The sequence below is a fragment of the Streptomyces sp. MGP-BFMKR1 genome, from assembly GCF_057766585.1.
Genome location: NZ_CM173408.1, coordinates 29330 through 53993 on the forward strand (window position 1 = coordinate 29330; position 24664 = coordinate 53993).

The 24664-nt window shown below is 73.0% G+C and carries 24 protein-coding genes; 12 read left to right on the top strand and 12 right to left on the bottom strand.

Going from position 1 to position 24664, the window contains the following annotated elements; all coding sequences use genetic code 11:
• The first annotated feature begins 71 nt into the window (after window positions 1-71).
• On the top strand, window positions 72-1469 hold the full coding sequence (locus tag AC3CHW_RS00115) for a M28 family metallopeptidase (RefSeq protein WP_488469087.1): 1398 nt from the start codon (window positions 72-74) through the stop codon (window positions 1467-1469).
• A gap of 159 nt (window positions 1470-1628) precedes the next feature.
• Here the strand turns inward: AC3CHW_RS00115 and AC3CHW_RS00120 are convergent, their stop codons facing one another.
• Window positions 1629-2513 carry an NAD(P)-dependent oxidoreductase gene (locus AC3CHW_RS00120; protein ID WP_488469088.1) on the bottom strand — a complete coding sequence of 295 codons (885 nt, stop codon included), beginning with the start codon at window positions 2511-2513 and terminating at the stop codon, window positions 1629-1631.
• 102 nt (window positions 2514-2615) lie between these two features.
• Between AC3CHW_RS00120 and AC3CHW_RS00125 the strand changes: the two genes are divergently transcribed.
• Window positions 2616-3209, top strand: coding sequence for a TetR/AcrR family transcriptional regulator (locus AC3CHW_RS00125; RefSeq protein WP_488469089.1), 594 nt, complete (start codon window positions 2616-2618; stop codon window positions 3207-3209).
• Window positions 3210-3292: 83 nt separating this feature from the next.
• Here the strand turns inward: AC3CHW_RS00125 and AC3CHW_RS00130 are convergent, their stop codons facing one another.
• Window positions 3293-3577, bottom strand: a complete 285-nt coding sequence (locus AC3CHW_RS00130; RefSeq protein ID WP_488469090.1) for a hypothetical protein — start codon at window positions 3575-3577, stop codon at window positions 3293-3295.
• A 5-nt stretch (window positions 3578-3582) separates the two neighbouring features.
• Window positions 3583-4077 (bottom strand): hypothetical protein, encoded by a 495-nt coding sequence (locus AC3CHW_RS00135; protein WP_398611155.1) that lies wholly within the window; start codon window positions 4075-4077, stop codon window positions 3583-3585.
• 89 nt (window positions 4078-4166) lie between these two features.
• Here AC3CHW_RS00135 and AC3CHW_RS00140 point away from each other — a divergent pair, with 89 nt between their 5' ends.
• The 8 genes from AC3CHW_RS00140 (at window position 4167) to AC3CHW_RS00175 (ending at window position 10587) form a co-directional block, all read left to right on the top strand.
• A complete protein-coding gene (locus AC3CHW_RS00140) occupies window positions 4167-4508 on the top strand; it encodes a helix-turn-helix transcriptional regulator (protein WP_187063385.1) in 342 nt (113 codons plus the stop codon).
• Window positions 4505-5182 carry a hypothetical protein gene (locus AC3CHW_RS00145; RefSeq protein WP_488469091.1) on the top strand — a complete coding sequence of 226 codons (678 nt, stop codon included), beginning with the start codon at window positions 4505-4507 and terminating at the stop codon, window positions 5180-5182. Before AC3CHW_RS00140 ends, AC3CHW_RS00145 begins: the two co-directional genes overlap by 4 nt.
• 458 nt (window positions 5183-5640) lie before the next feature.
• On the top strand, window positions 5641-6174 hold the full coding sequence (locus AC3CHW_RS00150; protein ID WP_176165748.1) for a 2,4'-dihydroxyacetophenone dioxygenase family protein: 534 nt from the start codon (window positions 5641-5643) through the stop codon (window positions 6172-6174).
• Between the two features lie 31 nt (window positions 6175-6205).
• Complete coding sequence (locus AC3CHW_RS00155; RefSeq protein ID WP_488469092.1) at window positions 6206-7327, top strand: MFS transporter; 1122 nt, start codon at window positions 6206-6208, stop codon at window positions 7325-7327.
• Window positions 7309-7530 (top strand): hypothetical protein, encoded by a 222-nt coding sequence (locus tag AC3CHW_RS00160; protein WP_488469093.1) that lies wholly within the window; start codon window positions 7309-7311, stop codon window positions 7528-7530. The genes AC3CHW_RS00155 and AC3CHW_RS00160 overlap by 19 nt, the downstream gene beginning before the upstream one ends.
• On the top strand, window positions 7527-8627 hold the full coding sequence (locus tag AC3CHW_RS00165; RefSeq protein WP_488469094.1) for a 2,3-butanediol dehydrogenase: 1101 nt from the start codon (window positions 7527-7529) through the stop codon (window positions 8625-8627). The genes AC3CHW_RS00160 and AC3CHW_RS00165 overlap by 4 nt, the downstream gene beginning before the upstream one ends.
• Window positions 8624-9358 (top strand): SDR family NAD(P)-dependent oxidoreductase, encoded by a 735-nt coding sequence (locus AC3CHW_RS00170; RefSeq protein WP_488469095.1) that lies wholly within the window; start codon window positions 8624-8626, stop codon window positions 9356-9358. The genes AC3CHW_RS00165 and AC3CHW_RS00170 overlap by 4 nt, the downstream gene beginning before the upstream one ends.
• A gap of 230 nt (window positions 9359-9588) precedes the next feature.
• Window positions 9589-10587: an AraC family transcriptional regulator gene (locus AC3CHW_RS00175; RefSeq protein ID WP_488469096.1), complete on the top strand. Its 999-nt coding sequence runs from the start codon at window positions 9589-9591 to the stop codon at window positions 10585-10587.
• A 17-nt stretch (window positions 10588-10604) separates the two neighbouring features.
• Here AC3CHW_RS00175 and AC3CHW_RS00180 read toward each other — a convergent pair whose 3' ends face one another.
• On the bottom strand, window positions 10605-11069 hold the full coding sequence (locus AC3CHW_RS00180) for a hypothetical protein (RefSeq protein WP_488469097.1): 465 nt from the start codon (window positions 11067-11069) through the stop codon (window positions 10605-10607).
• The gene (locus tag AC3CHW_RS00185) at window positions 11066-12151 is read right to left on the bottom strand and encodes a helix-turn-helix domain-containing protein (protein ID WP_488469098.1); all 1086 of its coding nucleotides are present in this window, start codon (window positions 12149-12151) and stop codon (window positions 11066-11068) included. Before AC3CHW_RS00185 ends, AC3CHW_RS00180 begins: the two co-directional genes overlap by 4 nt.
• Window positions 12152-13418: 1267 nt before the next feature.
• Here AC3CHW_RS00185 and AC3CHW_RS00190 point away from each other — a divergent pair.
• Window positions 13419-15710 carry a glycosyl hydrolase family 18 protein gene (locus AC3CHW_RS00190; RefSeq protein WP_488469099.1) on the top strand — a complete coding sequence of 764 codons (2292 nt, stop codon included), beginning with the start codon at window positions 13419-13421 and terminating at the stop codon, window positions 15708-15710.
• A 208-nt stretch (window positions 15711-15918) separates the two neighbouring features.
• On the opposite strand, the gene AC3CHW_RS00195 is transcribed toward AC3CHW_RS00190, so the two are convergent.
• The 4 genes from AC3CHW_RS00195 to AC3CHW_RS00210 form a co-directional block, all read right to left on the bottom strand.
• The gene (locus tag AC3CHW_RS00195; protein ID WP_488469100.1) at window positions 15919-16791 is read right to left on the bottom strand and encodes a polysaccharide deacetylase family protein; all 873 of its coding nucleotides are present in this window, start codon (window positions 16789-16791) and stop codon (window positions 15919-15921) included.
• Window positions 16792-16960: 169 nt separating this feature from the next.
• On the bottom strand, window positions 16961-17872 hold the full coding sequence (locus AC3CHW_RS00200) for an SAM-dependent methyltransferase (RefSeq protein ID WP_488469101.1): 912 nt from the start codon (window positions 17870-17872) through the stop codon (window positions 16961-16963).
• 625 nt (window positions 17873-18497) lie between these two features.
• The gene (locus AC3CHW_RS00205; protein WP_488469102.1) at window positions 18498-19523 is read right to left on the bottom strand and encodes a glutathione S-transferase family protein; all 1026 of its coding nucleotides are present in this window, start codon (window positions 19521-19523) and stop codon (window positions 18498-18500) included.
• 335 nt (window positions 19524-19858) lie between these two features.
• Complete coding sequence (locus AC3CHW_RS00210) at window positions 19859-20647, bottom strand: IclR family transcriptional regulator (RefSeq protein WP_488469103.1); 789 nt, start codon at window positions 20645-20647, stop codon at window positions 19859-19861.
• Between the two features lie 264 nt (window positions 20648-20911).
• Here AC3CHW_RS00210 and AC3CHW_RS00215 point away from each other — a divergent pair, with 264 nt between their 5' ends.
• Window positions 20912-21484: a MarR family winged helix-turn-helix transcriptional regulator gene (locus AC3CHW_RS00215; RefSeq protein ID WP_187061520.1), complete on the top strand. Its 573-nt coding sequence runs from the start codon at window positions 20912-20914 to the stop codon at window positions 21482-21484.
• Window positions 21485-21500: 16 nt separating this feature from the next.
• On the opposite strand, the gene AC3CHW_RS00220 is transcribed toward AC3CHW_RS00215, so the two are convergent.
• The 3 genes from AC3CHW_RS00220 to AC3CHW_RS00230 form a co-directional block, all read right to left on the bottom strand.
• Window positions 21501-22250, bottom strand: coding sequence for a gamma-glutamyl-gamma-aminobutyrate hydrolase family protein (locus AC3CHW_RS00220; RefSeq protein WP_488469104.1), 750 nt, complete (start codon window positions 22248-22250; stop codon window positions 21501-21503).
• Entirely contained in the window at window positions 22247-23731 is a 1485-nt protein-coding gene (locus AC3CHW_RS00225) for an aldehyde dehydrogenase (protein WP_488469105.1), read from the bottom strand. The genes AC3CHW_RS00220 and AC3CHW_RS00225 overlap by 4 nt, the downstream gene beginning before the upstream one ends.
• A gap of 290 nt (window positions 23732-24021) precedes the next feature.
• On the bottom strand, window positions 24022-24648 hold the full coding sequence (locus AC3CHW_RS00230; protein ID WP_488469106.1) for a TetR/AcrR family transcriptional regulator: 627 nt from the start codon (window positions 24646-24648) through the stop codon (window positions 24022-24024).
• Between the last annotated feature and the right edge of the window lie 16 nt (window positions 24649-24664).

Below are 24664 nucleotides of genomic sequence, written 5' to 3' on the forward strand. Positions count from 1 at the left end.
AGGACGCCGTCGGGCATCCGCGGGGTGTACGCGTCTTGCGAGCCGGTTGTTGCGTGCATGACGATACCCGCATGGTGAATCCGACGGGCGCTTCTCGGCGCACCCTGCTCGCTACCACCGCGGCCACCGCCGCCGCTGCCGCCACGACCACCGGCGTCGCGGTCGCGGGCGAACGGGGCCGGCTCGTTCCGCAGCCGCCCCCGCCGGAACTACGGACCCTGCTCCGGGAGATCGACCACCGCCGCATCGAGGCGACCGTGCGGCGCCTGGCCGCCTTCGGCACCCGGCACACCCTCTCCACCCAGGACGACCCCGAGCGCGGCATCGGCGCGGCCCGCGACTGGATCCTGGCGCGGATGCGCGAGTACGCGCGGGCGTCCGGCGGCCGGATGACGGTCGAGCTCCAGTCGTACGTGCAGCAGCCGGCACCCCGTATCCCGGTTCCGACCCGGATCTCCAACGTCGTCGCCACCCTGCGCGGCACGACCTCACCCGACCGCGTCTACGTCGTCTCCGGGCACTACGACTCCCGCGCCAGCGACGTCATGGACCACACCAGCGACGCCCCGGGAGCCGACGACGACGCCTCCGGGGTGGCCGTCGTGATGGAACTGGCCCGCGTCATGGCCACCCGGCGCACCGGCGCCACGCTGGTCTTCGCCGCCGTGGCGGGCGAGGAGCAGGGCCTGTACGGCGCGGCCCACCTCGCGCAGAGCTACCGGGAGCGGCAGGCCGACGTGCAGGGGATGTTCACCAACGACATCGTCGGCAGCTCCACCGCCGACGACGGCAGCCGCGACCCCCACAGCATCAGGCTGTTCGCCGAGGGTGTGCCCACCTCCGAGACCCCGCAGGAGGGCGAGGTACGGCGCTCCGTGGGCGGCGAGAACGACTCGCCCTCGCGCCAGCTCGCCCGGTTCGTGCAGGACGTCGCGGGACCGGGGGTGACCGGGATGAAGGTCCGGGTCATCTACCGCCGTGACCGCTATCTGCGCGGCGGCGACCACATCCCGTTCCTCGAGCGCGCCTACCCCGCGGCCCGGTTCACCGAGCCCGCCGAGGACTACGCCCACCAGCACCAGGACGTGCGCGTCGTCGACGGCAAGCAGTACGGGGACCTGCCCGAGTTCTGCGACTTCCCCTACATCGCCCGCGTGGCCCGCGTCAACGCCGCGGCCCTGTGGAACCTGGCCCAGGCCCCCGGTACGCCGCGCGGCGTGAAGATCCTCACCGCGGCCCTGACCAACGAGACGGAACTGGTGTGGGAGCGGGGCCCCGAGCCGGACCTGGCGGGCTACGAGGTGGTCTGGCGCGAGACCACCGCCGCGCAGTGGACCCACGCGCGGCCGGTGGGTGACACCACCCGCCACACCGTCGGCCTGTCCAAGGACAACGTGTTCTTCGGCGTCCGCGCGGTCAACCGGGCGGGGCTACGCAGCCCGGTGGCCTTCCCGACCCCACAGCGCTGACCGGCCCACGCGCTCCCCGCGCGATGTCAGGCGCGGCACGGCGCCTCCGCGAAGAGGGTGAAGGAGTGCGCCGTACGGCCCGGAGCCGCGGGGAGGTTCCCGCGGCTCCGGGCACCCGTGCCGTACGGGGGTCGCGTGGCTCAGCCCGCGTTCGGCGCGTCAGGCCGGGACCGTGCCCGCCCGCAGGAGGGAGCGCAGGCTGGTGAGGCTGTCGTTCGCGTGGCCCGCCGCGACGCCGCGTCGGAACACGTCGAGCACCGCCTCGGGCAGGCCCGTCGCCACTCCCCCCGCCCGCACCGTGTCCACCACGTGCTCCATGCTGGCCACCCCCATGGCGAGCCGGTCCACGTCACCCGTGTCGTCCCCGGCGCTGAGCCGTGGCGCGTAGAACCGGAAGAAGGTCGACAGCGAGTCGGCCACGTCCACCGAGTACGGCAGGATGTCCTCGACCGAGATGCCGTGCGCCTCGGCCACGGCCACCGAGTGCAGCCAGGCGGTCAGGCTCGTCCAGAACAGGTCCATCTGGATCTGGTAGTACAGCGCCGCGAGCCCCGGGTCCTCGCCCCGGTACTCGACCCTGCTGATCACCTCCAGGGCGCCCCGGTGCTCCTCGACGAGGTCCTCGGGCCCGCTGTAGTACGTGAAACCGTCCGGCGTTCCCACCAGGTCCGGCGAGACCGCCACCCCGGCGGTGAGGTAGCGCGCCCCGTGTCGGGCCGCCCAAGCCGCCGCCTCGCGGGCCCGCTCCGGGGTGTCGGAGCTGAGGTTGGCGAGGACCCTGCCCGAGAGCGCGGCCGTCACCGGTTCGAGGAGCGCGTACATCGCGGCGTAGTCCGTCAGGCTGAGGATCACCAACTCGTTGGCGCCCAGGGCCTCTTCGACCGAGGGAGCGAGCCGCGCGCCGGCCGCCACCAGGTCATCGGCCTTGCTCGCGGTCCGGTTCCACACGGTCACCTCGTAGTCCCGCGCCAGATAGGCACGCACCATGGCACGCCCCATCGGGCCCAGACCGATCACCGTCACAGACCGTCCATTCGTACCCATCAGAATTCCTCCGTCGCTCTCTAAAACGAACGCTCTATTTAGCGCTGCGACGCAACGTAGCACACCACTGGAACGAACGCTCTATCCGATAAGCTGGCTCGCGTGAACACGGAGACGAAGACAGCGGCGACCCCCGACACCCGCACCCGTATCGTCCGCGCGGCGTCCCTGCTGATGCAGCGACAGGGCTACGACGGCACCGGGATCAAGCAGATCGCCCAGGAGGCGCGGGCCACGCTCGGCTCCGTGTACCACTTCTTCCCCGGTGGCAAGCAGGAGCTGGCCGTCGCCGCCATTCACCACGGCGACCAGGAGTTCTTCGACGTGTTGCGCGAGGCGCTGGAGCGCGAGGAGGACACCGCGCGGGCCATCGCCGACCTGTGCGACGAGCTCGCCGATGGCCTGCACGCCTCACAGTGGGTGGACGGCTGCCCCATCACCACGACCTCGCTCGGCACGGCGGGCCGCGCCCCCGACATCCAGACGGCCGCGGCGCAGGCGTTCGCCCGCTGGCGCGGGCTGGTGCACGACAGGTTGCGCGCCTCCGGCATGAGCGAGGGCGACGCGCACGACCTGGCCCACACCGTGATCAGCACGATGGAGGGCGCCGAGTTGGCGGCCCAGGTCGCGCAGAGCAAGGAGCCGCTGCGGATCGCGGGCAAACACCTCGCGCGCCTCATCGCCCTTCACCAGTAGCCCCGGACACACACCCGTCCCCGACTCCCGGTCGCCGAGGGCGCGGAGTCGGGGACGACGTGGCCGGGCGCGTGGTCCGTGCCTCACTCCTCCTCGACGAGGCGAGGCCGCTGGGCCGCCGACGCCTCCTGGGGCATGCGCCGCAGGACGAGCAACCCGCCGATGCCGGGGACGAGGGCGCGCGGGCGGGCGCCCGGAGCCAGGGCCGGCGGGGTATGCCAGGCGATGACAATGATGACCAGGTAGGCCGTCCCGTGCGTCGGGCCTCCGAGCGAGGTGATCACGCCGACGTGCACGGTGAAGACGTTGACCAGCAGGAACACCAGGGAAACGGCCTCCACCACGGCCGCGATGCGAAGTACGCGCACGATGCTCAGGCCCCCGTCGTGGAGCCGGGGCGCACGATCATCAGGACGACGACCACCGCCCACAGCAGGTTGAACGTGCCCGTGACCATGGCCAGGCGCGCGGCAGCCGAGCGGGCCGTCTCCGCGACACCGGCGTCCGCGCCCGCGCCCGAGGCAGCGCCCGCCGGCTGGACGAGCAGGCGTTGTTGCCCGGGCAGGATTGCCAGCAACAGCAGCGCCGCCGCGGCGGCGGTCAGCACGATCGAGGTCAGCAGCCAGGCGTCCGTGAGCACGCCGAGTTGGGCCCCCGTGGCGACCCCGAAGACCGGGACCGCTATGCCGACGACGGTGTAGCCGCGGCACACGCGGTGCAGGAGCGCCGCCGTACGGGCTTGGTCCGAGCCGTCGCCGTCGGCCGCTGGGGAGCGGACGTAGCGGGGGAACATCGAGGCCGCGACCGTGATCGGCCCGATCGCCAGGATCGCCGCCAAGACGTGCACGGACAGCAGGAATTTCGTCACCGCAGAGCCCTTCTGGATTGGCTGCCAATAGGTTGGCTGTCGAACTATAGGTAGCACGTCCGCATGCCCTTTGGGTAGGCTGCCTAACCATGAAGGCGAGCGCGGTACGCGGGCATCTGGACGGGCTCTTGCTGTCCGTACTGGAATCCGGCCCGCTGCACGGATACGCGGTCATCACCGCGGTGCAGGAACGCAGCAACGGGGTCCTGGAGCTGCGCAAGGGCACGATCTACCCGGCGTTGAACAAGCTGGAGCGGCTCGGACTGCTGCGCAGCGTCTGGGAGTCCGAGGGCGAGCGGCGGCGACGGTGTTACGAACTCACCGACGCCGGCCGGCGCAGCCTGGCGACCGAGCGGTCGGTGTGGCGCGAGTTCACCACCGCGATCGGCGCCGTGTTGGAGCCGGCACCCCAACCCGGACAGGCGACATGAGCGCGCCCACGACCGACGCGGACCCCATCGAGGCCCACGTCGCGGACCTGTCGGCGGCGTTGCACGGGCCGGTCCGGGTCAAGTCCCGGATGGTGATGGACCTGCGGGATGGCCTCATCGACGCGGCCCGGGACCTGTCGTGCGGGCGCGAGCCGGACCACCATGCCGCGCGGCAGGCGGTGTACGAGTTCGGCACCGTCGCCGAGATCGCCCCGAGCTTCCAGCGCGAACTCACCATCGCCCAGGCCCGACACACCGCCCGCGCGGTGATGTTGATCGTCCCCTTCCTGTTCCTGTGCTGGTACCTGGCGGAGACGTGGGACGGCTCGACGGGCCACCAACTGCCTGATCTGGTCCAGTTGTTCGTGGCTCACCTGGGTGGCATCGCGGCGTCGGCCGCCTTCCTCGCGGCGGCGGCGCTGGCCGCCACCGGCGCCCTCGCGCGCTGGCTGCCCACCCCGCACCAACTGCCGCTCATGGTCGCCTGGGCGGGTACGACGGCGGCGGTCGCCCTCGCCATCAGCGCGCTCACCCTCACGCTGGCCTCGGTCCTGGCGACGAACTGGCCGCTGAGCGCCGTCGCGGGCGTCGTGACCATCGCCTTCCACACCCGGATCGCCGCCTCGGCGCGTGCCTGCCGTGAGTGTGCCCGCGTCACCCTCGCCGGCCCGTAGGACCGGCCGCCACTCCACGAGCCGTACTCCCGCGCGCCACGGGCCGCTGACCGAGCTGGTCAGCGGCCCGTGGCGCGCGGCCGTCATGTCGTCACCCGTGGCGCGCGGGGGCTGGCCCGCGATGTGAGGGCTCCACCCCGGCCGGTCACAGAGCCACAGAGTCACAGCCAGGGGATCGCCGCCTCACCGGCCCGGCGGCCCACCCCACACCCACCGGCGCGGCAATCGCCGGGCCTCGCCGCCCGCGCGCGGGGTTGGTCGTCATCCGAAGCGCCACCGCCCGGCGCAGGGCCTCTGATCGCTGGCGTGCTCGCCGAGCCGCGGGGGCGGGCCGGGGCTCCGCCGGCGTGGGGCGGGCGTGTCCGAAACGGGCAAAGCGCGGCGTCCGCCCTGGGAAAGACGCGCGTCCGCGCCCCGGGGTTCACTGCGGCCACCTACCGACGAAAGGGAGCCCGATCATGCCCGAGGCAGCCAACAGCGAGTTCTGGAAGACCCTCAAGCCGATCCAGAACTCCTTCAAGCCCGACGCCCTGCCCGAGGTCTACCTCTCCCAGGTGGCCACCGACGACGACCGGTACTACGTGCCGTTCACCGAAACCGTGGGCTCGCGCCCGCTGTGGATCAACGTCAAGGACAACTCCTGGGCCGACATCCTGCGCGCCAAGGAGGCGGGGCTGGTCAACCGCCACTACCACCCGCACGAGGTGTTCGCGTACACGATCTCCGGCAAGTGGGGCTACCTGGAGCGGCCCTGGACGGCGAGCGCGGGCGACTTCGTCTACGAGGCGCCGGGCGAGGGGCACACCCTGGTGGCGTACGACAGCGGCGAGCCGATGAAGACGTTCTTCATCGTCAAGGGCCCGCTGATCTGGCTGGACGAGAACGGCGAGACGGCCGGCTACTTCGACGTCCACGACTACATCGAGATGTGCCGCAACCACTACGAGCAGGTGGGCATCGGCGCCGACTACGTCAACTCCCTGTTCCGCTGACCTTGGCCCACCGCACCGACCCGAGGTCCCCATGACCGAGCCACCCACCCAGACCAGTGCGCCGCCCCCGGCCCCCGTCAGCGACGCGGCGCTCGCCTACGAGAACCGGCTGTTGCTGGTCCTCTTCCTGGCCTTCGGATTCGTCTTCTTCGACCGCCAGGCGCTGTCCTTCCTCGCACCGTTCATCGACGACGACTTCGACCTGTCCAACACCGAACTCGGCGTGCTCTCGGGCGCGTTGGCGTTCACCTGGGCACTGTCCGGGATGGTCATCGGGCGCGTCTCGGACCGACTCGGGCGGCGCAAGCCGCTGCTGATCGGCGCCGTCGTGCTCTTCTCCGTCTTCTCCGCGGCGGGCGGGCTGATGACCGGGTTCTTCGGGTTGCTCGCCGCCCGCGCGCTGATGGGAGTGGCCGAGGGGGCGGTGTTGCCCCTGTCCCAGTCCCTGATGGTGGAGGCGTCCCAGGAACACCGCCGCGGCCTGAACATGGGACTGTTGCAGGGTTCGGCGGCCGGCCTGCTGGGCGGGATCGCCGCCCCGCTGGTGGTGGTGTGGGTGGCCGAGCACTTCGGCTGGCGCACGGTCCTGCTCCTGACGATCGTGCCCGGCCTGCTCATCGCGGCCTGGATGGCCAGGTCGGTGCGTGAGGTGCCGCCCGGGGTGGAGCGCGACCCGGCCCGTGGCAGGGTCGCGGCCACGCCCGCCGGCGCCTCGACGCCGCTGCGGGAGGTGTGGGCGCACCGCAACATCGTCCTGTGCACGCTCGCGGCCTGCTGCTACCTCACCTGGTTCGTCGTCATCATCACCTTCACCCCCGTCTACCTCAAGGACGAGAAGGGCTACTCCTCCGGCACCATGAGTGCGGTGATGACCTGCTTCGGCGTCGCCTGGGTGCTGTGGGGGTTCCTCACGCCGGCGATCTCGGACCGCGTCGGCCGCCGCACCACCATGATCGCCTTCACCTCGGTCGCCGTCCTGTGCCCGCTCGCGGTGGTGTACGTGGACAACCCGCTGCTGCTCGGCGCCGTCGTCGTGCTCACCTACACCGGACTGGGCTGCTTCACCCTGATCATGGCCACCATTCCCGCCGAGACCGTCCCCGGGGCGCGCTGGCCACCGCGCTCGGCCTGGTCATGGGCGTCGGCGAGTTGACCGGTGGCGTCCTCGCCCCGCTGGCCGCCGGCTGGGCCTCCGACACCTGGGGGTTGCAGACGGCCATGTACATCTCCGCCGGTGGCGCGGTCGCCGTCGTCCTGCTCTCCTTCGGCCTGCGCGAGACCGCCCCCAGGGTGCTGCGACGCCGGGCCGAGCGCACCGGAGCCCCCACCCCGACCAAGACAGGAGCGACCCCGTGAAGGCCGCCGTCTGGCACGGAGCCCGCGACGTACGCATCGCGGAGACCGACGTGCCCACCCCCGGACCCGACGAGGTGCTGATACGGGTGGCGTACTGCGGGATCTGCGGCAGCGATCTGCACGAGTACGCGAACGGGCCGCACACCATCCCGACCACCGCCCCGCACCCGGCCTCCGGGGTCACGGCGCCCCTGATCCTGGGGCACGAGTTCTGCGGGACCGTGGCCGCGCTCGGGTCCTCGGTCGCCGACCTCGCCGTGGGCGACCCGGTGGCCATCGAGCCGAACTACCGCTGCGGCACCTGCCCGCGCTGCCAGGCCGGCGACTACCACATCTGCCGCCACTTCGGCTTCGCCGGCCTGATGGGGCACGGCGGGTTGGCCGAGTACGCCGCGGTCCCGCGCTACATGGCGCACCCGCTACCCGCCGCCGTTCCGCTGGAGCAGGCCGCGCTGTTCGAGCCGGCCTCGGTCGCCCTGCACGCGCTGCGGCGCGCCGAGCCCCTGCGCGGGTCGCTGGCGGTCGTCGGGCTCGGGCCCATCGGCCTGCTGGCCGTCCTGCTCGCCGGGCGGCGCGGCGCGACCAGGATCATCGCCGTGGACGTCGCGCCGGCCCGGTTGGAGATCGCGGCCCGGCTCGGCGCCACCGACCTGGTGGACGCCTCGGGCGGGGCCGACGCGGCGGCGGCGGTCCGTGGGTTGACCGGCGGCGAGGGGGTCGACGTGGCGTTCGAGGTGGTGGGGTCTCAGGCGGCCCTGGACACCTGTCTGGGGGCGACCCGGCGCGGCGGGCGGGTGGTCCTGGTCGGGTTGGCCCAGCAGGTGCGCCTCGACGCCTTCGCCCTCGTCAACAACGAGCAGTCGATCATCTCCACCGTCGGCTACCGCGACACCTACCCGGAGCTGATCCGGCTGGTGGCCGACGAGGGCGTGGACCTGCGGCCCGTGGTCACCTCGACGGTGGCCCTCGAGGACGTGGTGGACCAGGGTTTCGAGGCGCTGTTGGGCGGGGGCGGGCAGATCAAGGTGCTGGTGGACCCCGCACCCGACGCGGTCACCACCGCGCCAGCCACCCACCGAGCGGAGGCCGCCCGATGACCACTGGTTTCGCCCCCGACGCCTTCGCCCGCCACACCGTCGTGATCACCGGGGGGACCTCCGGCATCGGCGCCGCGACGGCCACCCTGCTCGCGGAACTCGGCGCCGAGGTGCACGCGCTCGGCCTGCCACCGGTCCAGAGCGAGGAGTTGCCCCGACACCCCCGGGTGAGGGTCACCGAACTCGACGTCACCGACCACGCCGGTCTCACCCACCAGATCACCGCGGCCGGCCCGCTCGACCACCTGGTCACCTGTGCCGGCCTGAGCCGGGACCGGGCCGAGTACGAGCCGGCGAGCTGGGAGCACGTACTCGCGGTCAACCTCACCGCCACGATGGTGGCCTGCCAGGCGGCGCGGCCCGCGCTGGCCCGGGGCGGCGGCAGCATCGTCACCGTCTCCTCGATGTTCGGCTTCTTCGGCAGCCGCGACCGGCCGGCGTACAGCGCGAGCAAGGGGGGCATCGCCCAGTTGACCCGGTCGCTCGCGGCCGAGTACGCCGCCGACGGCATCCGCGTCAACGCGGTGGCCCCCGGCTTCGTCACCACCTCGCTGGCCCGCGGCATCCTCGACGACCCGGCCGCCACCCGGTCGGTGCTGGCCCGGGTCCCGCTCGGCCGGCTCGGCCGCCCGGCCGAGATCGCGGCGGCGATCGCCTTCCTGTGCTCGCCGGCCGCGACGTACGTCAACGGGGCCGTCGTCCCGGTGGACGGGGGTTACCTGGCCGTCTGACTCCGACCCCGCGCAACCCTTCGACCGCCGGGCGCACGGAGGTACGCTGCGCCTGTCGGCACGCTGACAACGGGCCGCGGCACAGACAGGTGCCGCGCACCCGCGTCGACCGGGGTCGCCCGCCCTCCCCACGGCGAGCCAGCCTCTGGACGGGTCCCGGCGGTAGCGCTACCCAGCGGATGCCGGTACCTTTCCCCGCCACGGGTACGCCCACCGGCAAGGAGGCTCAGATGACCACACCCGCCGCCCCCGCGGCCTCCCACGTCTCCACGCGGTGCGTCGACCCGGCCGACCGGGTCGACTTCTGGGAGGAGTACAACCGCAAGGCGCTCGTCGGCCTGACCTGCTCCCCCTACTCCGAGCAGGGGCTGCTGGCCTCGCAGACCAACGTCCAGTTGCGCGATCTCCGGCTCGCCGACATCGCCGGCAACGAGCACGTGATCGAGCGCACCCCGCGTACCTGTCGCGCGCTGCCGAAGGACTCGGTGTTCGCCACCCTCCTCACCGCGGGGCAGGCCGTCTTCTTCCACGCGGGTGGCTGTCTCAGCGTGCGCGCCGGTGACCTGGTGCTCTACGACACGCGTCAGTCGTACCTGTTCGGGTTCCCCTCCACCATGCGGCAACTCCTGGTGGACATTCCCAGCCGGACGTTCAGCGAGCACTGCGCCGCCGGCGGGGTGGCGACGCCACTCCTGTTCGGCGGGGAGTCGGCGACCGAGGGGGCGCTGGTCTCCACGCTGCGCTCGGTCCTGACCGACTGGACCGCCGGGCGCGGGAGCGGCGATGCGGTGAGCACCGAGGCCACCGTGTTGGACCTGGTCAGGTCGCTGGCCGCGCCCCGCGTCGACGGCCAGAGCCCGGCGCCGGCCAGGCCGTCGCAGTTGATGGTGGCCAAGGAGTACGTCGCCCGCCACCTGTGCGACCCACGGCTGTGCGCCGAGCACGTCGCCGACGCGGTCGGGGTCTCCACCCGCCACCTGAGCCGCATCTTCGCCACGACGGGGGTGAGCCCGTCGCGGTACATCCTGGAACAGCGGCTGGCGGGGGCCCGCGAGCAACTCACCGATCCCCGCTCCCGGCACCTGACGGTCGCCGACGTCGCCCACCAGTGGGGCTTCGCGAGTCAGGCGCACTTCACCCGGGTCTTCCGGGACCACTTCGGGCACACGCCCGGCGACGCGCGCCCGGCCCCCGACCCCGCCGCCCTCCGGCCGCGGCGCAGGGGCTGACCCGCGGCCCTGCCAGCTCATGAGCCGTCGGGTGATGGCTCGTCCGGTGCCGACTCGGCGGCGGGCCGGGCCGGGCGCGCGGCGGTCGGGGGGCGGGTGCGGGCCAGGTAGCCGATCTTGCTGGGGTGGTGGCCGGTGATGTCGGCGGTCCGCGCGACGCTGTAGCCGAGGAGGTGGTGCAGCACGATCGCGTCGTATTCCAGGGGCGAGCGCGCCGCCAGGGGCAGCGGCCGGACGCGGCTGCCGGTGTGCGCGACCAACTGCTCCCAGGCGGCCACCGCGGGGTTGCTGCTGCCGACGATCCTCAACCAGTGGCGGACGAGCGCGCCGAAGGCCCGTTCCACGGCGTCCGGACCACGCCGTGGTCCCAGGTGCACGCGGGCGTACGCGAGGTAGGGGCCCGCGTACAGGGTGCGGAAGCCCTCGAAGACCACGGCCCCCCGCGCGCGGCGGGCGGGGCACCAGGAGGCGGACACGGTCACCCGAACGCCTGGGCCGGCAGTCGGTGCGGGCCGGTGGACGCGGGCGCGTGCGGGGGGTGGCCGGCGTCGGCGGCGAGCTTGGCCATGTGCCACAGGGGGCGGATGGTGTCCGCGCGCCCGCGCAGCGCCTCGACCAGTTGGCCCACCCGCTCCCATTCGGGCACCCGCGAACCGTCCAGCATGCCGCGGATGTCCGCCACCGACAGGCCGTCGCGGCTCAGCGTGCGAATAGCGGAATAGGTCGGACAGGCCGCGGAGAGGTGGAGGCCGCGCAGCGCGGCGTGCAGGGTGAGCGGCGCCGTCATCTCGTAGCCGCGCGCCGCCTCCCACAGGGGGCGCAGGTCCGCCGGGTCGGCACCGTAGGCCAGTCCGAGCTGGTGGGTGACCGTCCATGACGGCAGGCGCTCGCCGGCCAGGACGCGGCACAGGTACGAGGCGGTGACCTGGCTCTCCCCGCCGGCGACGCGCAGGGTCTTGCCGCTGGCGCGGTGGAGGTGGGCCAGGGCGTTGGCCAGCGTGGTCCCGGGGTCGTCCGGCGGGGCTAATCCGGCGCGCCCGTCGGCCCCGCCGGCACGTCCCCTACCGCCCGGCTTCCCGCGCGGCGAGGGGGGCTTGCGGGAGCGGGCGGCGCTGGGGGCGGCCTTGCGCTGGCGGCGGTCCTGGCGCCGGGCGCACGCCTCGGCGGAGTAGTCGCGGCTGAGCTTGTCGACGCTGATGTTCATCGCGCCGGCGATGTCGGCGGCCTTGTGCTTGCGGGCGCGGGCCTGCTGGACGACGGCCGCGGTCAGGTCGCCCGTGAACAGCTGGCTTTCCGTGATCTTCTCCAGGACGTTCAGGGCCTGGCCGTCGCGGACCAGGCGGACGATGTCCTGCAGGTGGTGGGCCGCCTGTTCGGCGACCTGCACGGCGTAGTCGTCGATGTCGGCGGTCTCCGGCTGGCTGCTGCGGAGTTTGCGATAGGCACGGCCGCACGCCTCGCTGCAGTACTGCCGCGGGCGGCCGACGCCGGCGCTCTGGTCGACGATGTTGGGGCAGCCCGGGTTGGGGCAGGGCAGGCTGCTACCTGACGCCTTCGTGGTCATGTCGTGTCGCCCTTTCGGGAGTGTGCGGGAGGAAACCCGCTACGGAAACGGGGAGTTTCCCGTGTCGTGGGATGGAAATCGCCGGCCGGCCGGGGCCACGAGCGGGGGCGCGTGGCGGCCACACCGACGCGGTTCGCGCGGCTGTCAACAACGAGCGACGGACGGCCGGGGCCGGCGGGAGACACGAAGGCGCCGGTAGCGCGGGAGCGGGCGGCGCTCGGCGGGCGTCGGCCGGGCGTGGCACGCGATGGCCCCGCCGCCCGCGTCAGCGAGCCGCTGTGGCACGACGCGCGCCAAGGGGGCGTTCGGCCACGGCAGTTCACGCTTGTTGCCAAGGGCGTCAAGCCATCCGCGGGTTTCGAACCCCCGGCCGCGCGGGATGCTAATTTCGGACTCCTGCGGGCGGTCGCTCATCGCGGCCTGGTCGCGGACATGGTCAGGAGGCATCGCGCCCTCCTCGATCGTATGGGTCAGTTGAGAGCGGACGGTCCCGGTTCATGGTTGGCGCCGGGCCGGGACCTCCGTGGCGTGCGCGACGCTACCCGTTCACTCATACGATCACCATCACTACGGTCCGTTAATGGGCTGCTTGCGGTTCTCGAATATTCGCTTCTGCAAAAGCCGAAACCGCCTCGGTCGCACTCGATCAAAAACGTTCACCCTTGCCGCCCAAAGCGGTCCGCTCGGACGCAGGCTCCGACCTTCGCGCGCCCCGGCGCGCGCCCGACCGCCCTGCTTCGAGCAAGGAAGCCCCCGACCCACCGGGCTCGGCCGGGTCTCCGCACCCGCCGGGCCAGGCGACTTCTCCGCGCAGGGCCCGGCGCTCCCCCGCCGGCCGACCGGCCGGGGACCGCCGAACGACGCCCACCCGGCGGCAGCCCACGCGACCGCCGCAGCGTGCGCCCGACCGACGCGATCCGACGCCAGGGGCGGTCACGCCCGCGGTCGGGCGAGGTCGGCTCGCCACCTCACCCCATTCGATCCACCCGCCCGAGCGGGACCGGCGGAGCGCTCATGGGCCGGGCGGAAATTCGGGCGTGGGGCGCGGCAACCACCGCCTCCCGGTGGCTTCGTGAGCGCTCGGCCCACCCGCGCGGCCGGCCGGTGCCGGTGCGGCCCGAACCGTTGACGGCTTGGTCCAGACCATTTACCGTACGACTGCTCCTGGCCGCCGAGCCCCAGGTTTCGCGCACCACGGCCCCCAGGTGATGCGTACGTGTGCACGGTTCCGCACTTCCCCTGTACAACCCCCCACAGGGAGAGAGCCATGTTTCGACACCACCGCAGATTCAGGGGCAGAGCCGCGGCTCTGCTCACCGCACTCCTCCTGCCACTCGCCCTGTTGACGGGCCTGTCGAGCTCTGCCCAGGCGGCCGGAAAGCTGACCGCGACCTTCTCCATCCAGGACAACGGCTCCTGGTGGAAGGGTACGTACACGCTGCACAACAGCGGCTCAACCGACGTCACCGGCTGGCAGTTGGAGTTCGACCTGCCGCCGGGCACGACGACCAACGGACACTACTACGGCGACGCCACCGTCACCGGAAACCACGTGTCGGTCAAGAACGCCCACTACAACGGCACCGTCCGGGCCGGCGGCACGAGCGACCCGTTCAGCTACTGGTTCATCGGCAACGGGCCGGCGAAGGCGCCGACGACGTGCACCATCAACGGCGACAAGTGCGACGGCACCCCGGACGTCCCGCCGTCGGCGCCCGGCACTCCCAAGGTCACCACCGCCACGGCCCGCAGCATCTCGCTGAACTGGACCGCCGCCACGGCGGGTGACTACCCCGTGAAGTCCTACGAGGTGGTCAGCGACGGGGCCACGGTGGCCACCACGGACGCCACGTCCGCGACGATCACCGGACTCACCCCGGCCACCACGTACCAGTACGCGGTGCGGGCCAAGGACACGCGGGGCAACCTCAGCCCGCTCAGCGCGCCGGTCAGCGCCACCACCGTGGACCCGGCCACCGACCCGACCCCGCCGACCGCCCCGGGCGGACTGCGCTCCACCGCCAAGACCGCCTCCACGGTCAGCCTGGCCTGGGAGAAGTCGACGGACAACGTCGGCGTCGCCGCGTACGACGTCTACCGGGACGGCGCGCTGGCCAGGACCGTCGCCGCTGACACCACGACCGCGGTGATCAGTGGCCTGTCCCCCGTCACCGAGTACACCTTCACCGTCAAGGCCCGCGACGCGGCGGAGAACTCCTCCCCCGCCTCCGGCGCCGTGAAGGTCACCACCGACGACCTGGCCGGCTCCGGCAAGCACCTGAACGTCGGCTACTTCGTCCAGTGGGGCATCTACGGGCGCCAGTACTTCGTCAAGAACCTGGACACCTCGGGCGCCGCCGCCAAGCTGGACGTCATCAACTACGCCTTCGAGAACCTCGACCCGAAGAACCTGACCTGCATGGCCGGGGTCACCAAGGGCACCACCAGCGACCCGCAGGACCCGGACCAGGGCACCGGCGCCGGAGACGCGGACGCCGACTACGCCCGACCCATGTCGGCCGCCCAGTCGGTGGACGGCGTGGCCGACGACGGCTGGGGCAAGCTGCGCGGCAACTTCAACCAGATCAAGAAGCTCAAGGCCAAGCACCCGCATCTCAAGGTCCTGGTCTCGCTGGGTGGTTGGACGTTCTCGAAGTTCTTCTCGGACGCGGCGGCGACCCCGGAGTCGCGGGAGAAGCTCGTCAAGTCCTGCATCGACGTGTGGATCAAGGGCGACCTGCCCGCCTACAACGGCGCCGGCGGCCCGGGCACGGGTGCCGGCGTCTTCGACGGCATCGACCTGGACTGGGAGTGGCCCGGCTCGCCCGACGGCCACCCGGGCAACCACTACAGCGCCAAGGACAAGGACAACCTGACGGCGCTGCTCGCCGAGTTCCGCAAGCAGCTCGACGCGACCGGCGGCGAGCGCAAGCTGCTGACCGCCTTCACGCCGGCCGACCCGGTCAAGGTCGAGCAGGGCTGGGACCTGTCGAAGATCTTCAACTACCTGGACTTCGCCAACATCCAGGGCTACGACTTCCACGGCTCGGGCAGCGACAACTCCTGGGAGCCCAACCGCACCGGCCACCAGGGCAACCTCTACACCGACACCGACGACCCCTATCCGACGCACTTCAGCATCGAGAGCGCCCTCAAGATCTACACCGATGCCGGGGTCAACCCACGCAAGCTCACCATCGGCTTCCCGTTCTACGGCCGTGGCTGGCAGGGCGTCGCCGAGGGCGGGAAGAAGGGTGAGTGGCAGTCGGCGAACGGCGCGGCGCCGGGGCAGTTCGCCGAGGAGGCCGGTATTCGCGGCTACCAGAACATGTTGGCCAGCGTGCCGAACATGACCGTCTACCACGACGAACAGTCCATCTCCACCTACGGCTACACGGGGCCGGGCGGCCAGTGGTGGTCCTTCGACGACGCCTGGTCGATCCAGAAGAAGACCGCCTGGATGAAGTCGAAGAACCTGCTCGGGGCCATGATCTGGGAGATGTCGGGTGACACTCCCAACGGCAGTCTCATGTCCGCCATCGACAAGGGACTGGAGTAGCGACGGCGGGCTCCGGTCCGCCGCACGCCCCCGAGGGCAAGTCCGTGCGCGCGCTCCGCTGACGCGCGCGGCGCCGCCCTCGCGGGAGCGGGTGGGTCCCGCTCGGCAGGACGCCGGCCCGGTCGCGCGCGTGCGCGGCCGGGCCGGCTGGCGTCCGGCGGGCTCCGGTGCGCCCTGGGCCGTGGCCGGCCGCGCGGCGGGCTCGGGGTCAGGTCGGGCCGGGCGCGTGGTGGCGCGCGTAGTGGGCGGCGATCTCGTCGGTGGTCGTCAGCCAGACGCCCGGGTGGCGGGCGACGTACTCCAGGGCCTGGGCCACGTATTTGTGACGGAAGGGTTGGTTGACGACGAAGGGGTGCAGGGCCAGCGACATCACTCGCCCGCTGTGCGCCGAATCGGCGTGGAGTTGGTCGAGTTGGTCCCTGACGATCCGCACGAACTCCGGTCCGCTCAGGCTCTTTCCGACGAACAGGGTGATGTCGTTGACCTCGATGGGGTACGGGACGCTCATCATCCCCGGCACGTTCAGCCAGTACGGCTGGTCGTCGTTGGCCCAGTCGAGGACGTAGTCCAGTCCCAGTTCGGCCAGCACGTACGGGGTGTGGAAGGTCTCGGTGAGCGCCGGGCCCAGCCAGCCGCGTGGCCGGCGCCCGGTGGCCCGCTCGATGGTGTCGACGATCTCGCGCACGTAGGCCAGCTCCACGTCGGGCTCCATGTCGGCCTGGTAGCGGGAGTTGTCCTTGCCGTGCGCGACCCAGGTCCAGTCCCGGGCCCGGCCGGCCTCGATGATCCGCGGGTAGCGCGCGCAGACGTCGGAGTTCAGCATGACGCTGGGGCGCAGGCCGAGGTGGTCGAGGCAGTCCATCATGCGCCAGATGCCCACCCGCGGACCGTAGTCGCGCCAGCCGTGGTTGAGCGGATCGGGTGACAGGCCCGCCGTGTGGGGCGCGATGCTGAGCCCGGAGCGGTCCACGGGGTAGTGCTCGACGTTCAGCCCGACGTAGAAGGCGACGCGGGCGCCCGACGGCCAGCGGATCGGCTCGCGGTCGACGATGGGACTGTAGTCGTAGGGCTCGTGGTCCATCAGCGCTCGCCTCACCACCGTGGTCGGGGCCGGTACGCCGCCCAGGGTAGTGACCGGCGACCCGCGACGGCCCGGCGCTCCCGGCCGGGGGCCGCGCGGCCAGACGGTGCCGGGCACGGGCCGGCAGGCCGTGTCGTGGCCGGCCGGCCCGCGTGGTGGGCGCGCGGTCTCACGCCTCGGGGGTGCGCAGCACGAGTACGTGGTACTCCAGGTAGCGGCGACAGAAGCGACGGTAGGGGCCGATCAGCGCGTCCGTCTGAGCCGTCAGCTCCTCGCCGTAGCGCTCCTCGATCTCCGCGCGCCGGTCCTGGTAGAGGAGGGCCATCAGCTCGCCGGCGAGCATCGAGTTCGGCGTCATGTTCCGCACCGTCAGGATCTCGTAGCCCGCCTCCTGCACCTCGGTGAGCAGGGTGGCGAACGGCGTCGGCGGCGGGCTGGCCCACAGCCTGGTGAAGGCGGCCTCCTCGTCGGCGGGGGGTGTGCCGCGACGGGAGAACTCCGTGAGCAGGAAGCGCCCGCCCGGGCGGATCACCCGCCGTGCCTCGCGCAGGCCGGCCGGTCGGTCCGTGAGGTGGGCGAAGCAGTCGATGGACCAGGCGGCGTCGAACGAGGCGTCCGCGTACGTCAGGTCCATGGCGTTGCCGCGCTCGAAGGTGACTCTCGCGTCCGGGCCCGCCGCGCTCGCCCGCTCCTCGCACCGGGCCAGTTGTTGGTGGCTGACGGTGATGCCCGTGACGTGCGCGCCGGTGCGCTGGGCCAGGCGGACGGCCGGCCCGCCGGTGCCGCAGCCGATGTCGAGCAGGGCGGTGGCGCCCGCGGCGTCGAGGGTGTCGATGTAGAAGTCGGTCTGCCGGTCCTGCGCGAGGTCGGCCAGGTCGACCAGGGAGGGCGTGCGGAGGGGGGTGTCGTGCGGTACGAACATGCCCACGTGGACGGCGGCTCCGCCGAGCGTCATGGCGAGCATGTCGCCGAACTCGTCGTACATCGCGCCGACCTCGTCCGGGGTCGGCGCGGCGGGCTGGTCGGGGGCGTTGGTCGCGGTGGTGGCGTCCGTGTCGGGTGCGGCGTCGTGGTCGGCCATGGCCGTCATGGGTCCCTTCAGCGCGAGGAGGCTGGTCGTGGTGGCGCGGCGTGCCGGGGTGTCGGTGGAGCGGGTGCCGTACGCCGGAGAGGGTGGGCTCGGGGCGGGCTTGGCGGGGCCGGGTCCTGGCGGGCGTCCGGACTGGCCCGGATGGCTCGGCCGGCTGGCGTGCGGCAGGGGTGGCTGTCGGCTCGTACGGTGGTGCTCGGCCCGCCACGTCAGCGTGCCACCTGGGCTGGCGGGTTGTCTGCGGCTGCGCCGCGCGTGCGGGTGGTCGGGCGCGGGAAGGGGCCTCGTATCCGCCGGGCGTGAGCCGGTCGCGCGGCGCGCGCCGGGGGCCGGCGCCGGGCCCGCCACCAGCGGCTGAGCCGCCGCACGCGGCCGGGGACGGCCCGGCGGGGCCGCTCCGGGGCCGTGGAACGTGGCCGATTCCCCGTCTGTGGCACGGCCGGGCTCCACCCGTGCGCCCGGGGTGCGCGGGTGGCGCGGGCGGGCGCCGGGTGCGCCCGCGTTCGCGCCGGCGGTGGCGGTGGCGGGTGGTGGCGGCTCCCGGTGGCCGGGATGCCGGTCGGGACGGTCGGCCGCGGGCCGGTGCGGGGCATGGTCAGGGCCGGTGCGGGGCGGGTCAGGGCCGGCCGGCCGCGCTGACCTCCTCGCCCGGGGGCACCGGGCCCGGGGGCGTGCCGTCGCCGAAGGGCCGGCCGCCCAGCTCCTCGCGGTGGTGGGGCGTCAGCCAGTCGGCGAGGTCGGGCCCGAGCGCGACGATACGGGTGGGGTTGATGCCGGTGTGCACCTGGTAGTAGTGGCGCTTGATGTGGTCGAAGTCCACCGTGTCGCCGAAGCCGGGGGTCTGGAACAGGTCGCGGGCGTAGGCCCAGAGCACCGGGTCCTCGGCCAGCTTCCAGCGGTTGCACTTGAAGTGGCCGTGGTAGACGACGTCGAACCGCACCAGCGTGGTGAACAGCCGGATGTCGGCCTCCGTGATGGTGTCGCCCATGAGGTAGCGGCGGCCGGCGAGCCGCTGTGACACCTGTTCCCAGCACTGGAAGAGCGCCCGGCAGGCGCGTTCGTAGTCGGCCTGTTCGGTGGCGAAGCCCGCCTTGTAGACGCCGTTGTTCAGGTCGCGGCCGATGGTGGCCATGAGCTGGTCCATCTCGGCGCGCAGCGCGGCGGGGTAGATATCGGGGGCGCCGGGGCGGTGCAGCGCCGTCCACTCGGTGGCCAGGTCGAGCGTGAGCTGCTGGTAGTCGTTGGTGACCAGTTGGCCGCTGGGCACGTCGACCACGGCGGGCACGCTCACGCCGCCTGGGTACTCGCTGGCGCGGGCGTCGTACGCCTGGCTGAGGAAGCGGATGCCGAGCACCGGGTCGCGGCCGTCCGGGTCGAGCGTGAACCGCCAACTGCGGTCGTCCTGGAGGGGGTCGGCGATGCCCAGGGACAGGGCGTCCTCCAGGCCGAGCAGCCTGCGGGCGATCACCGCCCGGCTGGCCCACGGGCAGGCGCGGCTGGCGATCAGCCGGTAGCGGCCGGCCTCGACGGGCCAGCCCTCGGCTCCGTTCGCGGTGATGCGGTCGGTGAAGTGGCTCGGCGAGCGCCGGAACGGTTTCCTGCCGTACGCGCTGTTGCCCCGCTCGTTCTCGTTCTCGCCCATCACGCCTCTCCTGGTCGCTCGCCGTGCCGGGTGGGGTCGGGCCCCGACGGGTGGTCGGTGCCCGGCAGTGCGCCGCCGCCTGACCGCGGCGCCCCGCCCGGCGACGGCGGTCGCTCGCCGGGTGGGCGCGTGCGGTCGCGGGGCGCGGCTCGGGTACCCCGCACCGGCGTCACCACGCCCACCGGCCCCACCGGCCCGGTGTGACCCATCGCCATCCTGCGTCGCCGCCGTCGCGTCCCGGCGCATTGACCGCACCGCCATCCGTGGCCCGTGCGCGGGCGGGGCCCGGCGCGACCTGGTCGGTGTGTGGCCCAGGCGGGTCCGGACGGGTGCCGCTAGAGCTCGGCGCCGATGGCCTCGGCCGCCGTGTGGAGCAGGGGGGCCAGGTCGGCGGCGCGGGTGGCGCCGAGGCGGGTGCTGGGGGCGGAGATCGTCACGGCGGCCACGCAGACGCCGTCCCGGTCCCGTACGCTCACCCCGATGCCGTGCACGTCGGTCACGCTCTCGTCGATGTTGAGCGCGTAGCCCCTGCCACGGCACGCGGCGAGATCCTGTTCCAGTGCCGCCAGGTCGCGCACCGTCGTGGGGGTGAGCTGTTCCAGGCCCTGGGCGTAGGTCATGCGCACCGTCTCCCAGGGCAGCTCCGCCAACTGCGCCTTGCCGCCGGCGGTGGTGTACGCGGGGAGCCGGTCCCCCGTCCGGGGTGCGACCCGCAGCGGGTGCGGGCCCTCGACGCCGTCCAGGAAGACCGCGTCGGGGCCGTCGAGTTGGAGCAGGTTGCTGGTCTCGGCCGCCGCGTCGCGCAGCCGCTCCAGGTGGGGGCGGGCGATGCGGACGAGTTCGCGGGTGCCGATGCGTCTACGCGATTCCACCGCGACCCGGCCGTGGGCCAGGCCGAGGAGTACGGGCCCGAGGCGGTACTGCCGACCGTCGGGAACCTGTTCGACGAAGCCGTGGCCGCGCAGCGTGGACAGCAGTCGGTGCGCGGTCGAACGAGCCACGCCGAGGTGCTCGCTCACGTCCGTCACCCGGACGGTGTCCCGACCTCCCAGGTAGACCAGGGTGCGCAGCGCGTTCGCGACCGAGCTCGCGCCGTAGACATCGTCATCCATCGCATTCGACATAGCGGAAAGCTTAGGCGCCGATGTTCTGGAATGTAGAAGTCCTCTTGTGTGCCGTGGTCAGGTCGCCCCGGCACGCCGCGGCGGACCGCCGGCGGGGCCGGGTGGTGTCCCGCCGCCGTGGTCGCCGGCCAGCGGGGCCGGTGAGCTGGGGTCATCCGGGCGCCAGGGCCGGTGAAACGGGGCCCCGCCCGTACAATCTGGTCCCGAACGACCGGAGGGGCCGTCGGGCCGTCCGGGTCCGTACCGGCGACATTGGGAGCACTCTTGCCCGGCCAGCGGTCCATCACAGAAGCGGAGAAGCTCGCGGAGGCGAAGCTGGGTGGGATACCCATCCGGCGGGAGCAGATGGTGGCCGTGGCCAACATCCACCGGGCCGCCTCCACCGTGCGGCACCACCTGGAGAACTCCGTGCTGCGCAGCTCGGACCTGACGTGGACGGCGTTCGTCGTGCTGTGGGTGGTGTGGGTCGGGGGCGAGTCGGAGACCCGGCACGTCGCGGAGGAGGCCGGCATCTCGAAGGGGACGCTGACCGGTGTCGCCCGCACCCTGGAGTCGCGCGGGCTGTTGCGCCGCGCCGGCCACCCCACCGACGGCCGGCTCGTCTTGCTGTCCGTGACGGAGCAGGGTGAGGAGTTCATGCGGCGCGTCTTCCCCGAGTTCAACGAGGAGGAGGTGTTCGTGACGTCGCAGTTGAGCGAGGCCGAGTGCCGCACGCTCGCGGACGGGTTGCGGCGCGTGGTCCTCCAGGTGGAGCAGCACGGGGAGGAGCGCCGCAGGACGCTGCTGAACGGAGCCGAGCCCGCGCCCCGGCGCAGCGGCCGACGCCCCAAGGGCTGAGCCCACCCCGCCCGGCTCAGCGGTACGCGGACGCGGCGCGCACGAGCGCGTCGAACAGGCGTTGCTGGGCCGGGTCGGTACGGGCGGTGTCCTCGGGGTGCCACTGCACGGCCAGGAACCAGCCGGCTCCCCCGGCCGCCTCGACGGCCTCGATCGTGCCGTCGGCGGCGCGCGCGGTGACGGTCAGGCCCTCGCCCAGCCGATCGACGTGCTGGTGGTGGAAGCAGGACGCGTCGACGGTGGTGGCCCCGGTGGCGAGCGCGACGGCGGACCCCGGGGTGAGGGTGACGGGGTGTCGCACGTGCCGGTGCTCTCGGCCCGGTCCCCCCATGTCCTGGTGGAGGGTGCCACCCGACGCCGTGTTGACGACCTGTAGACCGCGACAGACGGCCAACAGGGGCAGGCCCGACTCCCTTGCCTGGCAGGCCACTTCGAGGTCGAACGCGTCCTGTTCGTGGTCCACGTCGTACACCGCCTCGTGTGCCTCGTCGGCTCCGTAGCGGTGCGGTGAGAGGTCGCCGCCGCCGGGGAGCAGAACACCGTCGAAGCGGGCGAGGCGGGCGGCGGTCTCGGCCGGGTCGCAGACGCCGGCGGGAGCGTGCGGGTGGATGGTGGCGGGTTCGCCGCCCGCCCGCCACACCGCCTCGACCAGCGCCCGGGCGTTGACCTCGGCGGCGTAGCGCAGCGCGGAGGTGGTGGCGGCGAAGCGGGCCGGGACGGCGATCAGGGGCCGGTGAGCGCGGCGGCGGTCGCGGGCGCGGGTCACAACTGGATCCAGGTGGTCTTGAGTTCGGTGTACTTCTCCAGCGCGTGGGCGGACTTGTCGCGTCCGTTGCCGGACTGCTTCATGCCGCCGAAGGGCACCGTGAGGTCACCCTCCTCGTAGCAGTTGACCCAGACGGTGCCGGCGCGCAGGGCGCGCGACACCTGGTGCGCCGTGGACAGGTCGGCGGTCCACACGCCGGCGGCCAGCCCGTAGTCGGTGGCGTTGGCCAGGGCCACCGCCTCGTCGAGGTCGTCGAAGGTGAAGACGGACAGCACGGGTCCGAAGACCTCGTCGCGCGCCAGTGCGGAGTCCTGGGCCACGCGGTCGAAGACGGTGGGTTGGAGGTAGGTGCCCCCGGTCTGGGTCAGGACGCGCTCGCCGCCGGTACGCAGCCGGGCGCCGGTGTCGATGGCGGCGTGGACGTGGCCCAGCACCCGGTCCAGGTGGTCGCCGCTGACCAGCGGGCCCATCGCGGTGGCGGGGTCGAGCGGGTCGCCGACGCGCAGGGCGCGGGCCCGGTCGATGACGGCCTGGGTGACGCGTTCGGCGATGGAGGAGTGGACGAGCAGCCGGGAGGGGGCGGTGCACATCTCACCCTGGTTGAAGAAGATGCCCCAGGCGGCGGTGGCGGCGGCCTGCTCGATGTCGGGGGCGTCGGGGAGGATGATGTTGGGTGACTTGCCGCCCAGTTCGAGCCAGACGCGCTTGAGGTTGGAGTCGGCGGCGTAGCGCAGGAAGTGGCGGCCCACGGCGGTGGAGCCGGTGAAGGCGAGGACGTCGACGTCGGGGTGGAGGCCGAGGGCGCGTCCGGCGACCGGGCCGCTGCCGCTGACCACGTTCAGGACGCCGGGCGGCAGGCCGGCCGCGCTGGCCACCCTGGCCAGCCGCAGGGCGGACAGGGGCGAGTTCTCCGCGGGCTTGAGGACGACCGTGCAGCCGGCGGCGAGGGCCGGGGCGACCTTCCAGCCGGCGAGCGTGAGGGGGAAGTTCCACGGCACGACGGCCCCCACGACGCCGGCCGGCTCGCGGGTGACGAGGGCGAGGGCGTCGGGGGTGGTGTGCGGGGACTCGTCGGTGAGCTTGTCGGCGAGTTGGCCGTACCAACGGAAGGTGTTGATCAGGGCCCGTAGTTCGATGTCGTACGCGTCGGAGATGGGCTTGCCCATCTCCAGGCTCACGGTGAGGGCGAAGTCAGCCCGCTCGGCCTCGATGAGGTCGGCGACGCGCAGCAGGAGCCGGCCGCGTTCGGCGGGCGCGAGCCGTGGCCACGGGCCGCTGTCGAAGGCCCGGCGGGCGGCGGCGACGGCCAGGTCCACCTCGGCCGCTCCCCCGTCGGCCACGTCGGCCAGCGGCCGGCCGTCCCGCGGCGACACCACGGTGAACGTGCCGCCTCCCGCGTGCGGGGAGCCGTCGATGTGGTGCGTCCCTGGCAGGTCGAGCGTCTGCGCGCGGCGTATCCAGTCGTCGTGGGTGGCATCCACCGTGGGTCCTCGTTTCGTGGAGAGTGCGCGGGAAGGGGCGGGCCGTGCGTCGGGGTGCTTCGCAGCGGCCTGGGGGTGCGCCGACATGGGCGCGCGGCAGGCCGGTGCGTACGGCGCGCGTCGGCCTGGCCTGTGGCGCGCGCGGGCGGGGTCGGGCGCCTGGGTGGTACGGGTGTGGGTGGCGGCGGGGCCGGCGGTGTGGAGCGGGCCGGTGCGGCGCCGTCGGGTACGGGCACCCGGCCGGGTGGCCGGGGTTGGGCGATGTGAAGGGTTGGTCGTGGCCGGGTGGGTCAGCTTTCGGCTGGGTGGTCGGGGTCCTCGTCGCTCAGCCTGGCCAGCAGCGCTCGAAGCTCCGTCAGCGCCTCTTCGGTGACCTCTCGCTCGCCGAAGACGAGTTGGTGGAGCACGAGCCCTTCGAGCGCGGCGAAGACCAGTCGGGACAGCCCTCGCTCCACCGGGCGGGCCAGGGCTCGGGAGAGTTCGCGCTGGGCGGCGTCGAAGTACTCCTCGTACAGGGCGCGCAACTGGGGCATCAGCTCCGGCCGCCGCCTGGCCTCCAGCAGCAGTTCGTACTGGAACGCCTGGACGTCCGGTCCCGAGGCCACCATCGCCCCGAGGTCGGCGGCGAAGTCCCGCGCCGTGCCGGTGCCGGTGTCGAGGGCGTTGACGCGGAGCGAGGAGCGGACGGCGTGGTTGACGGACTCCTCGATGAGCGCGTCGCGGGAGCCGAAGTGGTGGACGACGAGCCCGTGGGTGACACCGGCCTCCTCGGCGACGGCCCGGTACGTCAGCTTGCGCAGACCGCCGCGCGCCACCACGCGTACGGCCGCGTCCAACAGGGCGGTCCGGCCCGTCCCGTAGTTCGTCACGCGCTTGCGGGAGCCGCACTCGTCGGCGGGTCGGGCGGGGTCGCTCATGGCACCGACCCTACCG

What these genes read in the sequence shown, in the direction of transcription:
- AC3CHW_RS00205 (WP_488469102.1), bottom strand. Translation starts at nt 19,523, where the DNA reads ATGGGCGAGAACGAGAACGAGCGGGGCAACAGCGCGTACGGCAGGAAA.
- AC3CHW_RS00175 (WP_488469096.1), top strand. Translation starts at nt 9,589, where the DNA reads ATGACCACACCCGCCGCCCCCGCGGCCTCCCACGTCTCCACGCGGTGC.
- AC3CHW_RS00195 (WP_488469100.1), bottom strand. Translation starts at nt 16,791, where the DNA reads ATGGACCACGAGCCCTACGACTACAGTCCCATCGTCGACCGCGAGCCG.
- AC3CHW_RS00170 (WP_488469095.1), top strand. Translation starts at nt 8,624, where the DNA reads ATGACCACTGGTTTCGCCCCCGACGCCTTCGCCCGCCACACCGTCGTG.
- AC3CHW_RS00150 (WP_176165748.1), top strand. Translation starts at nt 5,641, where the DNA reads ATGCCCGAGGCAGCCAACAGCGAGTTCTGGAAGACCCTCAAGCCGATC.
- AC3CHW_RS00145 (WP_488469091.1), top strand. Translation starts at nt 4,505, where the DNA reads ATGAGCGCGCCCACGACCGACGCGGACCCCATCGAGGCCCACGTCGCG.
- AC3CHW_RS00185 (WP_488469098.1), bottom strand. Translation starts at nt 12,151, where the DNA reads ATGACCACGAAGGCGTCAGGTAGCAGCCTGCCCTGCCCCAACCCGGGC.
- AC3CHW_RS00115 (WP_488469087.1), top strand. Translation starts at nt 72, where the DNA reads ATGGTGAATCCGACGGGCGCTTCTCGGCGCACCCTGCTCGCTACCACC.
- AC3CHW_RS00210 (WP_488469103.1), bottom strand. Translation starts at nt 20,647, where the DNA reads ATGTCGAATGCGATGGATGACGATGTCTACGGCGCGAGCTCGGTCGCG.
- AC3CHW_RS00155 (WP_488469092.1), top strand. Translation starts at nt 6,206, where the DNA reads ATGACCGAGCCACCCACCCAGACCAGTGCGCCGCCCCCGGCCCCCGTC.
- AC3CHW_RS00200 (WP_488469101.1), bottom strand. Translation starts at nt 17,872, where the DNA reads ATGGCCGACCACGACGCCGCACCCGACACGGACGCCACCACCGCGACC.
- AC3CHW_RS00230 (WP_488469106.1), bottom strand. Translation starts at nt 24,648, where the DNA reads ATGAGCGACCCCGCCCGACCCGCCGACGAGTGCGGCTCCCGCAAGCGC.
- AC3CHW_RS00160 (WP_488469093.1), top strand. Translation starts at nt 7,309, where the DNA reads ATGGGCGTCGGCGAGTTGACCGGTGGCGTCCTCGCCCCGCTGGCCGCC.
- AC3CHW_RS00120 (WP_488469088.1), bottom strand. Translation starts at nt 2,513, where the DNA reads ATGGGTACGAATGGACGGTCTGTGACGGTGATCGGTCTGGGCCCGATG.
- AC3CHW_RS00190 (WP_488469099.1), top strand. Translation starts at nt 13,419, where the DNA reads ATGTTTCGACACCACCGCAGATTCAGGGGCAGAGCCGCGGCTCTGCTC.
- AC3CHW_RS00140 (WP_187063385.1), top strand. Translation starts at nt 4,167, where the DNA reads ATGAAGGCGAGCGCGGTACGCGGGCATCTGGACGGGCTCTTGCTGTCC.